Source organism: Spelaeicoccus albus (assembly GCF_013409065.1).
In the GTDB taxonomy this organism is placed as follows: Bacteria; Actinomycetota; Actinomycetes; order Actinomycetales; family Brevibacteriaceae; genus Spelaeicoccus; species Spelaeicoccus albus.
In genome coordinates, this window is the sequence record NZ_JACBZP010000001.1 from 2,412,328 (window position 1) to 2,425,011 (window position 12,684).

The 12,684-nt window shown below is 67.9% G+C and carries 10 protein-coding genes; 7 read left to right on the forward strand and 3 right to left on the reverse strand.

The annotated features are described in order from the left end of the window. Positions 1–17: 17 nt before the first annotated feature. The gene (locus tag BJY26_RS11195) at positions 18–728 is read right to left on the reverse strand and encodes a TIGR03089 family protein (protein WP_179428285.1); all 711 of its coding nucleotides are present in this window, start codon (positions 726–728) and stop codon (positions 18–20) included. A 55-nt stretch (positions 729–783) separates the two neighbouring features. Next, entirely contained in the window at positions 784–1,941 is a 1,158-nt protein-coding gene (gene cofE, locus BJY26_RS11200; protein ID WP_179428287.1) for a coenzyme F420-0:L-glutamate ligase, read from the reverse strand. Positions 1,942–2,530: 589 nt separating this feature from the next. Between cofE and BJY26_RS11205 the strand changes: the two genes are divergently transcribed. From BJY26_RS11205 to BJY26_RS11215, 3 genes are read left to right on the forward strand one after another with little or no spacing between them, the layout of a single operon-like run. Continuing rightward, positions 2,531–2,797 carry a WhiB family transcriptional regulator gene (locus BJY26_RS11205; protein WP_179429924.1) on the forward strand — a complete coding sequence of 89 codons (267 nt, stop codon included), beginning with the start codon at positions 2,531–2,533 and terminating at the stop codon, positions 2,795–2,797. Further along, positions 2,797–6,162, forward strand: coding sequence for a glycosyltransferase family 2 protein (locus BJY26_RS11210; protein ID WP_179428289.1), 3,366 nt, complete (start codon positions 2,797–2,799; stop codon positions 6,160–6,162). The genes BJY26_RS11205 and BJY26_RS11210 overlap by 1 nt, the downstream gene beginning before the upstream one ends. After that, positions 6,159–7,772, forward strand: coding sequence for a DUF5719 family protein (locus BJY26_RS11215; RefSeq protein WP_179428291.1), 1,614 nt, complete (start codon positions 6,159–6,161; stop codon positions 7,770–7,772). The genes BJY26_RS11210 and BJY26_RS11215 overlap by 4 nt, the downstream gene beginning before the upstream one ends. On the opposite strand, the gene BJY26_RS11220 is transcribed toward BJY26_RS11215, so the two are convergent. Beyond that, positions 7,769–8,182 carry a metallopeptidase family protein gene (locus BJY26_RS11220; RefSeq protein WP_179428293.1) on the reverse strand — a complete coding sequence of 138 codons (414 nt, stop codon included), beginning with the start codon at positions 8,180–8,182 and terminating at the stop codon, positions 7,769–7,771. The two genes, BJY26_RS11215 and BJY26_RS11220, sit on opposite strands and share 4 nt — an antisense overlap. A gap of 69 nt (positions 8,183–8,251) precedes the next feature. Here BJY26_RS11220 and BJY26_RS19105 point away from each other — a divergent pair, with 69 nt between their 5' ends. Genes BJY26_RS19105 through BJY26_RS11240 form a run of 4 tightly spaced genes read left to right on the forward strand, consistent with a single transcriptional unit; the run spans position 8,252 to position 12,237 of the window. Next, the gene (locus BJY26_RS19105) at positions 8,252–8,614 is read left to right on the forward strand and encodes a DUF3499 domain-containing protein (protein ID WP_179428295.1); all 363 of its coding nucleotides are present in this window, start codon (positions 8,252–8,254) and stop codon (positions 8,612–8,614) included. A 5-nt stretch (positions 8,615–8,619) separates the two neighbouring features. After that, complete coding sequence (locus BJY26_RS11230; RefSeq protein ID WP_179428302.1) at positions 8,620–9,591, forward strand: cation diffusion facilitator family transporter; 972 nt, start codon at positions 8,620–8,622, stop codon at positions 9,589–9,591. Next, the gene (gene ahcY / locus BJY26_RS11235) at positions 9,588–11,036 is read left to right on the forward strand and encodes an adenosylhomocysteinase (RefSeq protein ID WP_179428304.1); all 1,449 of its coding nucleotides are present in this window, start codon (positions 9,588–9,590) and stop codon (positions 11,034–11,036) included. Before BJY26_RS11230 ends, ahcY begins: the two co-directional genes overlap by 4 nt. Positions 11,037–11,082: 46 nt before the next feature. Continuing rightward, positions 11,083–12,237, forward strand: coding sequence for an acyl-CoA dehydrogenase family protein (locus BJY26_RS11240; protein ID WP_179428306.1), 1,155 nt, complete (start codon positions 11,083–11,085; stop codon positions 12,235–12,237). The last annotated feature ends 447 nt before the right edge of the window (positions 12,238–12,684 follow it).

A 12,684-nucleotide genomic window follows, 5' to 3' on the forward strand; every position in this document is an offset into this window, starting at 1 on the left:
CAATCTTGCCATGCCTGCTAGGACGGGCCGGGAATGCCCTCCGCGCGGGCGATCTGCGGGATTTCGGCGGCGCGCGTTTGGTCGACGAGCGTGATGCTGCCGCCGGCGGCCAAGGTTGCCAGCACATCGGTCACCCGGGACGTGCCGGGCCGGCCGGCTTGGCGGAGCGTACGTCCCGAGCGTCCCGTCACCGCGGCCAGGTCCGCATAGGATGCGGAGCTCTGCCCGTCTGTCACGGCGGTCTGTGCCTCGTCGGGTTCATCGAAGGCGGTGAAGACGTCGCCGCACGCGCGAGCCTCGGCGTTGTAGTCCAGGACTCCGGCGGGCAGATCGCCGTCATAACGCATGGCCAGGCCGGCCAGGGCGACGCCCGCCGTCGGATCGCCGCGGCCGGCGAATCGCCTCGGATCGGTGGTGATGACCGCACCGGACGAGCTCCCGGCTTCGTCGTCGGCGGCTTCGGCCCCGAGCCGTACGGTTGCTCCGACCGACCACCCGGCAAGACAGAGCACGATGGTGCGCCAGTGTTCCGGCAGGTCGAGCGTGAGAGCATCGCCGCATTCGACATCGAGGAAGTCGACGAGGAAGTTCGCGGATTTCGCTACCCAATTGTCGAGCACGCGGCCGGAAAGTTCGATGCGTTCGGACTGCGGCCCGTACCAGATGAGCCGCGGGTTCGACGGGTCGACGGAGGTCAGCGAGGTCAGGAGATCGGCGGGAAACGTCACTGCGCCAGCCTATCGCGGCGCCGTTCTCCGCCCGGCGGGCGCGGGGGAGGGCTGCTCAGGGCAGGCGGATCGTCACGGTGGCGTGATCGGGCAAACCATCCGGACGCCAGTCGATGACGTGATCACCGCGCAGGTCCTCGGCCCACAACGCGGCATCGAGACGTTGGAGCAGCGCGCCGAGCCCGGCCGTGGCCACCATCATGGGGTGTGCGCCTTCGGGGGCCTTCACCAGGCCGGCGGCGTGTTGGGCTTCAGTCACGCGCACTGCGGCCCCGGATGCAATTGGGCGCATGACCCAGCCCGCGGTGCCTGACAAGGGGGATGTGCCGGCCGAGGCCACCCGGATGGCTCGTTTGACCCGAGACGGCAGGTCGTCGACACCGGAATCGATCGGCGGTGAATCGACCTCGCCCGTCCGCACGCCGAGCGCCGCGCGTATCGCCTCGACGTGCCCGTACCGGAACCAGTCGTCTTCGTCGTCGCGAACCAGCGGTGCGGCGCCTTCATCGCCCGGCCGGCCGGCGTCGTGCTCCGCGGCGTCCTGAACCACATAGGTCCCGAGGCCGCGGATGAGGGCGACCGGAAGGCCCAACGTCTTGTCTTTGACAAGGTCGGCGGCCCCGGCCAGCTCGTCGGCAAGTGCGCGCACCGTCATCTTCAGGGTGCGGCCGTCCGAATCGGCGTGGCCGCGAAGATCGTCGAGCACGTTGACGCCGGCCGCTCCGAGCGCGAAGTCGGAGACGCCCACGCGCCAAGGTCGTGACGCGGTATCGGTGACGATGACTCCGACGTGCGCTCCGGTGCGCCCGGCGAGCTCCCGGCGTAATTCCCGTGCCGAACGGTCGGCGTCGCCGGGCAGCAACAAGACCTTGCCGCCTTCCACGTTCGACGTGTCGATGCCCGCCGCGGCCATGACGGGGCCGGCTTTCGACCGGACCACCTGCGTTGTGCCGGCAGCGGACAGCCGCTCGGCTACGACGCGGTTGCTCTGTTCGGTCACGAGCCCCTCGTGGTCGGCGCGCCCCGAGATTTCCACGGCACGGCCTTCGGCCTTGGCAACTACCTTGGACGCGATGGCAACGATATCGCCGTCTCGCAACTCAATGCGTTCGTCGCGCAGCGCCCGGGCCAGCAGCATGCCGAGATCATCACCCGCGGCGATCTCGGGAAGTCCTGGCAACGCAAAGAGCGATACCAACCGGGATTCCGTCACAACTTGTTCCTGTCTTCTCGGGTCGGGAGAGCATCTTGAGGGCTACGCGGGAGGGTAAACAGCGCGGGGGAGTTCCTCTGTGATCGTAACGCGGTCGCGATTCAACACGGCCGACGCGGTAAATCTTGACTTCTTACTAGATTTTTTTGACGGCGATTGGAGCGCGCCACCGACAGGCGAATATCCGGCCCATCCTACAATTAGTGGTCATGCAGCGTTGTATCCACTATGGATGGTGGTAACGCAAATACAATATTCGAACCTGTGTTCACTCAGCCGGTTTTCGCTTGATTTCAAGGTACTTTTCCTAGCAGGTGCGGGCTTGACGGAAGTGCAATGACACGCGTGTAATTTCACGTAAGTAAGTCAGGTCAGAGATTGCACACCAGGAAGGGGACGAGCTGAGATGGCCGGTAGTACGGGTCACGCCGAACAGCATGAACTGCCCCATGCGGGCGTAGGCCAAGGAGTCACATCCCGATTAGCCAGTGACTGGTTTGTCGATCCGAGCGCGCCCCGAAACCCCGAATATATTCCCGACCCGCTCCATCCGACAGGTCTGGAACCCGCGCCGGAGCCGCCGGCGGAGCTGTCACCGCTGGCGCAGCTGCTGGGAATTGACGAGGACGACGACGGCGGAGCCCTCGGATGGCAGGACCAAGCGCTGTGCGCTCAAACGGACCCGGAAGCGTTCTTCCCCGAAAAGGGCGGTTCGACGCGGGAGGCCAAACGCGTGTGCTCGACGTGCGACGTGCGCGCCGAGTGCTTGGAATACGCGTTGGCCAACGATGAACGCTTTGGCATTTGGGGCGGACTGTCCGAGCGCGAGCGACGCAAACTGAAGAAACGAGCTTAGTGAGCCCGCGTATTACCGCTGTCATCGTCGCTTCCGACGGTGCGGCTTATCTGCCGCGGACCCTTGACGGGTTACGTGCGCAAAGCAGACCGATCGATACGCTGATCGGGGTCGATGCGGGGTCGACCGATGAATCCCGGCAATTACTCGACGGCGCGGCCGACGTGGTCGTGGACGTGCCGGCGGGATCGGGGTTCGGCCGAGCTGTCAGGGCCGGACTTGACGGGGCCGGACTCGATGGGGCCGACAAGCCGGACGCGGACGACGCGCCGGACGACTGGCTCTGGTTGATCCACGACGATTCGGCGCCCGACTACACGGCGCTGGAAGAACTTCTCGCCGAACTCGATATCTCGCCGTCGGTGGCGATCGCCGGGTGCAAACAACTCGACTTCGACGAAACCGACAGGCTGCACGACGTCGGCCTGACCGCCAGCGCAATGGGCCGGCGAATGACCCGCCTGTCGCGTGATGAATACGATCAGGGGCAATACGACGCACGCCGCGACACGCTTGCCGTCAACAGCGCCGGAATGCTGATCCGCCGGGACGTGTGGGATGCCCTCGGCGGGTTCGACCCGGCGTTCCGGCTGTTCCACGACGATATCGACCTGTGCCGGCGTGCGCGGCTCGCCGGGCACCGCGTCATAGTCGTGCCCGGCGCCGTCATGTATCACGCCGAGGCGACCCGCAGCGGTCGACGAGCCGCAGCCGTATTGCCGCACGGCCGGGCACACGACCTGCGACGCGGAGAGGTGTATTCGCGTCTCGTCAATGCCGCGGCGCTGGCCGTGCCGTTCCACGTGATCGGCGCGCTCATCGCCGCTGTCGGGCGTGCGGTGTTCAAAATTGCCGCAAACGATCCGGGCGACGCCGGACGTGAAATCACGTCGGTGGTTTCGGCGGTGTCCCATCCGGTGCGTCTCGTCCGGTCGCGTCGGCGTGCCGGGCGAACCCGCACCACTTCCAAATCGGCTGTCGCCGGCCTGTTGGCCACCCGCCGCGACGTCTGGCAGGATCTTCGCGACGACTGGTCGGGCACTGCAGTCCCGGTCGAAGGCGCCGAGCCCAAGCGGCTCGAATCCGCGGCCGGCGCCGAAGCGGACCCGGCCGACACCGAAGAAGCCGTTGAAGACTTCTCGCCGCTCGACACGCTCGGAGCGCCCAGGCGGCGGGTATGGAGCCACCCGGTCCTGCTGGTCATGGCAGTGCTCATCGTCGTGGGGATCCTCGCCTCGTACCGGTTGATCGGATCGGGCGACCTGATGGGCGGTGCGCTGAAACCGGCACCGCACAAATTCGCCGAACTCGTCTCGTCGGCGCTGTCGACCTGGACCGGAGCAGGTGCCGGCTGGCCCGGCGCGGCGGATCCGTTCCAATCGGCCCTTGCCATCCTGTCGTTGCTGGCGGTCGGCCACGTCTCGGTGTTCATCCCGGTGCTGCTCATTGCGGCGATCCCGTTGGCCGGGCTGGGGGCCTGGGTCGCGGCCGGCTCGGTGACCGGGTCGCGCGCCGTGCGCGCCTGGACGGCCCTCGTGTGGGCGGCGCTGCCGTCACTGACCGAAGCAATCGGCGGCGGACGACTCGGCGCCGTGCTCGCCCACGTCTTGCTGCCGTGGGTAGCACTCGGCATCGTCCGCGCCACCGGATCGGCCCGCGCTCGTCGCTTGAACGGGCGTCCGGGGCGGGCCGGAGTACCGTCCTTTGCGGCGGCGGCCGCCGGCGGGCTCGCCCTTGCCGGTGTCGCGGCCGGCGCGCCGTCGCTGTTACCCGCGCTCATAGTGACGGTGATTGCGGTGGTCTGTGTGACGCCGTCCGGCCGGCGCCGCGCCCTCGTCTGGCTCGTCTTGCCCGTGCTCGCCTTGTTCGGTCCGTTCCTCGTGGACCTGGTGAAGAACCCGCGGTTGCTGGCCGCCGATCCGGGCGTCGCGCTCGCCGCCGTGCCGGCGCCGCCGTGGCAGCAATTGCTCATGCAGCCCGTTGACGTGGGCCGCTGGCCGATGCTGCACACGCTGGGGTCGCCGGTGTTGACGGCCATCGGCGATATCGCGCCCATATTCTTGTTCGCCCCCATCATCATCGTGGCAATTTGCGCGCTGTTCATTGCCGGCGGCAACGCTCGCGGCATCCGCGTGGCCTGGGGCGCCTCGGCACTCGGCTTGGCAACTGCCCTGGCCGGCAGCCACATAGTCGTCGGCATCGGCGCGCACGGTCTGGTCAGCGGGTGGCCGGGCGCGGGAATCAGCCTGGTGGCGGCAGGCTTCCTGGCAGCCGGCGCCGCGGGAAGCCACGGTCTCGTGGCGCTGCGGACGAATCCGGCGATCAAGACGTCGATAGTCGTGGTCGCGGTCTTGGCCACTGTCGGGCCGCTGCTCAGCCTGGGCGCTTGGACGGCCCGGTCGGCCGCCGGCACCGAACCCTCCGCTGTCGTCAAACGCAACGCCGACTTGCGGCTCCCAGCAGTCGCCACCGACCAGGGTGTCGGCCCCGACCGCACGCGCACCCTCTTGCTGACTCAGCCGGACGGGCAATTGACCGGCACGCTGGTCCGCGGCGCCGGCATGGACTTGACCGACGACTCCGCGACCCGAGAAGTGGCGGCCGTCACCGGGGAGCCCGGGCGTGAGCACGCCACGGAGCGGGACGCCGCGCAAACCGAGCAAGCCCGCGCCGTTGCCGCGGTCGCGGCGGGCTCGGGTGGTGACCCGCGTCCGGTCCTGTCCACGCTGGGCGTCGGATTCATCGTGCTGGCGGATCGCCAAGTCGATGCCGAAGGCGATACCGTACACGCCCCGGACACGGTCCTGACCGGGAAGGCGTTGGCACGCGAACAGGAATTTCATGCCGCGCACGACCGCATCGCGGCAGCGATCGACACCGATGCGGGGCTCACCCGCGTCGGGCAGACCGATGCAGGAGAACTGTGGCGAGTCGATTCGGTCGGCGCGCAGAAATCCCGGGCACCGGATCGCCCGGCGCGCGTCCACATCGTCGACCCCGACGGAACCGAGCAGGCCGTCGTGCCGTCGAAAGCCATTGCCGTGTCGGCATCGGTGCCGGCCGGGAAGGACGGACGTCGCGTCGTGCTGAGCGAACGCTACGACGAGAATTGGACGGCGACGCTGGACGGAAAGCAGCTCGCCGCCCACAAGGACGGGTGGCGCCAATCGTTCGACTTACCCAGCCGCGGCGGCGATCTGAAGATCCGGCACGCAATTCCGCTGCAATGGCTGTGGCGCGTCGGCCAAGGCATAGTGCTGATACTTGCCGTGCTCGTGGCCATCCCGCTGCCCGGCCGGCGCCGTGAACGCGTGTCCCCGCGCGGCCGCCGAACCGCATCCGCCCAGGAAGGCCGACAGTCATGACACGATCCCGGACGCCGAAGCGCTCCGAGGCCGCGCGCTCCCGGCGGATCGCCGCCCGTGCCATTGCGATCCCGGCCGCCGTTGTCGTCGTTGCCGGCATGACGGTCGCCGGCACGATCGCGCTGCCGGACAGCCGGGCGGGAAGTTCCGCGCCGGCGCAGCCGGTCCGAGTGCCGGCGGCCGACTACGACACGGCATGCCCGGGACCCGTCGGCCAGGCCAAGAGCGCCGACTCGAGCCTGGTGTTCTCGAACGACGCATCCGGAGTCAAGCAATGGTTCGACGCGGTGTCGGCGCCGTCCGACGTGCTGGCGGACAAACGCCCCGGACCGTCGTCCGCGTTCGACGTCACGGCTCTGGGCAGCGACAAGGCCGGCGACACCATGCTGAGCGGCGACGCCGGCAGCGAAAGCAGCAGCGGCACCGTCAAAACGGGCGAGCCGCTCGATTCGGCGTTCGGACTGACCGGCACGGTGTCGGGCGACAAACCGGCCCAAGTGCAAGCCGCCCAGGTGTCGCTGGCGTCCAAAGGCGATCTGCGCGGACTGTCCGCGGCCACGTGCGGCACGCTCGGCTCCGATTTTTGGATAGTGGGCGGGTCGACCGAAGTGGGACGGTCGGCCAGGCTCGTGCTGACCAACCCGACCCGGACGTCGGCCACCGTCAACGTGTCGGTGTACGGCGCCAAGGGCCGCGTGAAGACCTCGGGCGGCGGATCCTTGCTCGTCGATGCCGGCTCCCAGCGGTCGGTGCTGATCGAGGGCTTGGCGCCGGACGACGGGCAAGTCGCCGTGCACGTCACCGGCACCGGCGGGCTGTTCTCGGCGGCGATCGAACACAATATTCTGCGCGGACTGCATCCGGGCGGCGTCGACTACCTGGTGCCGGGCGCGACTCCGTCGCGGACGCAATACGTGCCGGGCATCTCGATCGCCACCAAGGCACCCGACACAAAGCAATTCTCGGACGGCCGTCCGGTGCTGCGATTGGCAAACACCGGCACCGACGCGGCCCACGCGTCAATTCGTCTGTTCGGCCCGGAGGGCGTCGCCAGCTTCTCGGCCAGCAAGGCCGTGGTGAAGCCGGGCGCCGTGCGCGATATCCCGCTCGATCAGCTGCCAAAGGGCACGTATTCGGCCGTGGTCACCTCCGACGCGCCGGTGAGCGCCGCGGCTCGGTCGATCCGCCAAGGCGGACCGAAGGACGCCGACTTTTCGTGGTCGCCGTCGGTGTCGCCGCTCCAGGACGAGCAAATGGCGACGATTCCCAGCGGAGTCGACGCCTCGGTGGTGCTGACCGCCGTGGACGGCAATGCGCAAGTCACGTTGCGTCCCATTTCGACGGACGGCAAGCTGGGCAAGTCCACGACGATCCAACTGGGCGCGGGCATCACCAAGACCATCGATCCGGACTCGCTCGGCGACGATACCGCCGCGGTTCTCATGAAGCCGGTGGACGATTCCTCGAATGACTCGGGCGCGAGCCCGGCGAAAGTCATCGGCGGCACGGTGTTGACGGCGTCCGTGTCCGGCGGCAAGGGAATCAGCTTCTTGAAAATCCCCGCGGCGCCTCCCGGCGGGTCCAGCATGACGGTGCGCGTTCCGCGCTAGTCGTCGCCGGAATACCCCGGGTCGACGCGTTCGGGCGGTAACCCGAGCAGTGCCGCTACTTGTTCGGCGACGACGTCATCCACCAGGGCGGCCAAATCGTCCTCGTCATAGGCGCGTGTTTCCACCGGCCGCCGGTAGACGACGATATGCGGGGGCACGCGTCCGTCGGTCTGATACAGCCGGCCCAACGGGATCTGCCCGAACTCCCACGGCGCGGGATCCTCCGGCGGCACGTCCATGGTGGCGAACTCGACGGCGGCCAACTCGGCCGTCCACTGCCGGCGCAGCCGGTCGGCCGCCGCGGCCACCAGCGTGTCGAAGCGTTGCGAGCGCGTCAACGCGGCCGGATGGGGCGGCCGGATGAGCCGGCCGCGGATTCCGCGTCCGCGCCGGTCGCGGCGAGAGATCATAGGAAAACTCTAACCCGGGCGTGCGTGCCGGTGTGTGTGCGGCGGCGGCGCCGGGTAGTGTCGTATTCCGTGGTTACCGTCAGACAATGCTCCCGCACCGCGTGTTCGTCACGCGCGGCAATGACCTTGACGTATGTCTACGCGGATTCCACTGTCGTGCTGGGCCCGTTGTCCACCTACGTCGAGCCGCACAGCTACGACTTGTGCGCCGATCACGCGAGCCGGTTCACGGCCCCGCGCGGCTGGGACGTGCTGCGTCTTGACCCGGGCAGCGAACCGGCGGCGCGCAGCCACGACGACCTGCTGGCCATCGCCGACGCAGTCCGCGTGGCCGGCCGTCCTCCTGCCGAACAGCCGGCCCCCGGGCCGGCTAAGGACGAGCCCGGACGGCGCGGCCACTTGCGCGTGTTGCGCGGGCCCGGCGGAGCGTAGCGGCCGTGTCGGGCACCGACGCCGACGGAGAATCCGCAGCGAGTTCCCCGGAGGGCGGAGAAAGCACCAAGGCGATAATCGCCGCATTGAGCGCCAACGTCGGCATCGCCATCACCAAGTTCGTTTCGTTCCTGCTCACGTCGTCATCGTCGATGCTGGCCGAATCGATCCATTCGGTTGCCGATTCGGGCAACCAAATACTGCTGTTGGTTGGCGGCCGCAAGGCAAAACGCGGCGCGACGCCCGAGCATCCGTTCGGGTTCGGGCGCGAACGCTACGTGTACGGCTTCATCGTGTCGATCGTGTTGTTCACCGTCGGCGGCCTGTTCGCGCTCTACGAAGCGTGGGAGAAATGGCATGATCCGCACGGCATCACGGGATTCTGGTGGTGGCTGCCGATAGTGGTGCTGGTGGTCAGCATCGGCTTCGAGGGGTCGTCGTTCCTGGTCGCCATGCGCGAATCGAAAAAGGCGCGAGGCGACGGGGGAGTATTCCGGTTCGTCCGCACGGCCAAAGCGCCCGAACTGCCGGTGGTGCTCCTCGAGGACTCCGCAGCGGTCATGGGGCTCGTCTTTGCCTTGGCCGGAATCGTGCTGACGTTGCTGACCGGCGACGGCCGGTGGGACGCGGCGGGTACGGGCTTGATCGGTCTCTTGCTCGTCACGGTGGCCGCCGTGCTCGGTATCGAGATGAAATCGCTGCTCATCGGCGAAGCCGCCTCGGGCCGGCACCGCCGGTTGATCGAAGCGGCGATCCCGGGGGAGGGCGTCGACGGCATCGTGCACATGCGCACCATGCATCTGGGGCCGGAAGAACTGCTCGTGGCGGCCAAGATCGCCATTCCCCGGTCCGAGACCGGCCAGGAGATTGCCGCAGCCATCGATGCGGCCGAAGCGCGCATTCGGGAGGCGGTGCCCATTGCCCGCGTCATCTATCTCGAACCCGACATCCGACGGGATACCCTGAAGGAATCATGACTGACACGCTGACTCAGGGCGACTTTCGCGTCGCCGACCTGTCCCTGGCCGCCGCCGGGCGCCACCAGATCCGACTTGCCGAACGCGAGATGCCCGGCCTGATGGCCCTCCGCAGCGAATACGCCGGCCGGCGACCGTTGGCCGGCGCCAAGATCGCCGGCTCGCTGCACATGACCGTGCAAACGGCCGTCCTGATCGAAACGCTCACGGCTCTGGGAGCGCAAGTGCGCTGGGCGTCGTGCAATATCTTCTCCACCCAAGACGAAGCCGCCGCGGCGGTCGCGGTCGGATCCGGCACGCCCGAGGAACCTGCCGGCGTCCCGGTCTTTGCATGGAAGGGCGAAAGCCTGGAGGAGTACTGGTGGGCGGCCGACCAGATCTTCCGGTGGCCCGGCGGCGGGCCCAACCTGATTTTGGACGACGGCGGCGACGCCACGCTCTTGGTGCACGAGGGGGTGGCGCTGGAAAAGGCCGGCGGTGAGCTGCCCGAGCGAGGCGACGACGAGGGTCGGATCCTGCGCGCCACCTTGCGTGCGTCCCACCGGGAGAACCCGCGTCGGTTCACCGAGCTCGCCGCGGGCCTGCTGGGGGTCAGCGAAGAGACGACGACGGGCGTGAACCGGCTCTACCGGCTGGCCCGCACCGGCGATCTGCTGTTCCCGGCCATCAACGTCAACGACTCGGTCACGAAATCGAAGTTCGACAACCGGTACGGCATCCGCCATTCGCTCACCGACGGGTTGAATCGTGCTACCGACGTCTTGATCGGCGGCAAGGTCGCGTTCGTGGCCGGATACGGCGATGTGGGCAAGGGTGCGGCCGAGGCGCTGCGCGGGCAGGGGGCCCGCGTCATCGTGAGCGAAGTCGACCCCATTTGCGCGCTTCAGGCCGCCATGGACGGCTTCCAAGTGACAACGTTGGACGACGTGGTGGGCCAGTGTGATTTCTTCATCACCACCACCGGCAATACGCACGTGATCACGGCCGATCACCTGCAGCGCATGAAGCCCGGCGCGGTAGTGGGCAATATCGGCCATTTCGACGACGAGATCGACCTGCACGGGCTCTCGCAGGTTCCGGGCGTCAACCGTGTGGAAATCAAACCGCAAGTACACGAATGGACGATCCCGACCCCGGGCGGCACGACGTCGATCATCGTTCTGTCCGAAGGCAGGCTGCTCAACCTCGGTAATGCGACCGGCCACCCGTCGTTCGTCATGTCGAATTCGTTTGCCAACCAGGTGCTGGCCCAAATCGAATTGTTCACCCGCCGCGCCGAGTACGACAGGGACGTGTACCGATTGTCCAAGGAGCTCGATGAAAAAGTCGCGCGCTCCCACCTCGACGCGCTCGGCGTCCGGCTCACCACTCTCACCGGCGAACAGGCCGACTACATCGGCGTGAGCATCGACGGCCCGTACAAGTCCGACCACTACAGGTACTAAGCACACGTATTGGGCCGGCAGCACCGGCCGGAAGGGGCTAGACGCGATGGACACCGCCGACATGCCGGGCGATGCGCTGCTGGACAGGATTGCCGGCCGCGCCGCCGCCACCGATGCCGAGAACGGGTTCTTCGACGAGGACCTTGCCGAGTTGACGGCCGCCGGCTATTTGCGGGCGCACGTGCCGACCGAATTCGGGGGCGGCGGAGCCACCCTGACCGAACTCGCCCGGGCCCAGCGCAAACTCGGCGCTGCGGCCCCGGCAACGGCACTTGCCGTGAACATGCACCACGTGTGGGTGGCTACCGCCGCCACCATGGCTCGGCGCGGCGACGACGCGTTGACCGGCGTACTGACCGAGGCCGGCGCCGGCGAGATCTTCGGATTCGGCATCAGCGAGCCCGGGAACGACCTCGTGCTTTTCGACTCCCTGACCACTGCGGTACCGTCGGGCGACGGTTTTGAATTCACCGGCGTGAAGATCTTTACGTCGATGGCTCCGGCCTGGACGAGGCTCGGCATCTTCGGCAAGGACGAAACGGCCGGCGAGCCCACATTGGTGTTCGGATTCGCCTCCCGCGACACTCCGGGCATCAGCATCGCCGACGATTGGGACATGCTCGGTATGCGCGCCACGCAAAGCCGTACGACGAAGCTGGACGGCGTCCGAGTGCCGGGCGAGCACATAGTACGCAGGCTGCCGGTGGGCCCCAACGCCGACGCTCTCACTTTCGGAATTTTCTCGTCGTTCCTCCTGCTCGTGCCCAGCGTGTATGCCGGCATCGCCGACAGGGCGCTGGAGATCGCAGTGGACGCCGTCGGCCGCCGTCGGTCGCTGCGCACCGGCCTGGCATTGTCGCAGGATCCGGATATCCGCTGGAAGATCGCCGAAGCGACGATGCGGGTCGACTCGCTCACGCTCCAACTGGACTCGCTGACTCGGGACGTGGACGGCGGCCCCGGGGCCACCGAGCATGGAGCCGATTGGTTCCGGCAGTTGGCCGGGCTGAAAACCCGCGTCATCCGCACTGCCCGGGAAGTCGTCGATTTGGCGTTCGAGGTCTCGGGCGGGGGCGCCTACGCGACTGGCAGCGAACTGGCACGGCTCTACCGCGACGTGCTGGCCGGCATCTTTCACCCGTCCGACGACGAATCGGCTCACAGCACCGTTGCCTCGGCAGTGTTGGGGCCGATCGACTAAATCGTCCGTCGGGCGTGCCGCGTCGGGAGCGGACCGGCTTCAACCGCAGGTCAAGCGCCAACTGCCTGTCGTTTCCTTCGTCATCCCACTGCAGCAGAACGTGCAGCGGAATTGTGACCCGCCGGGCCTCGTCGAACGTGGCCCGGGGCACGAAGCTCCCGGCGAAGAGACCCGCCGCGACAATGCGCGGCTCGACAAGTGCCAGCCGGATGCCGATTGCGATCACGCCCCCTGAATATCCGACGGGACCGCCGATCTCGGGCAGTGAAAGAAGTGCTTCCAGTGCGGCCTGCCATTCCGGCACGGCCGTGTCGACGAGCGGGCCAATGAGCCGGTCGATGATTTCGTCGACCGGCTCGCCCGCCGCCAGAGCCCGCCGCAGGTCGGCCCGGGCCCGCTCGGCGCCCTCGGAACGGGGCCGATCTCCGCTCCCGGGAAGCTCGATGG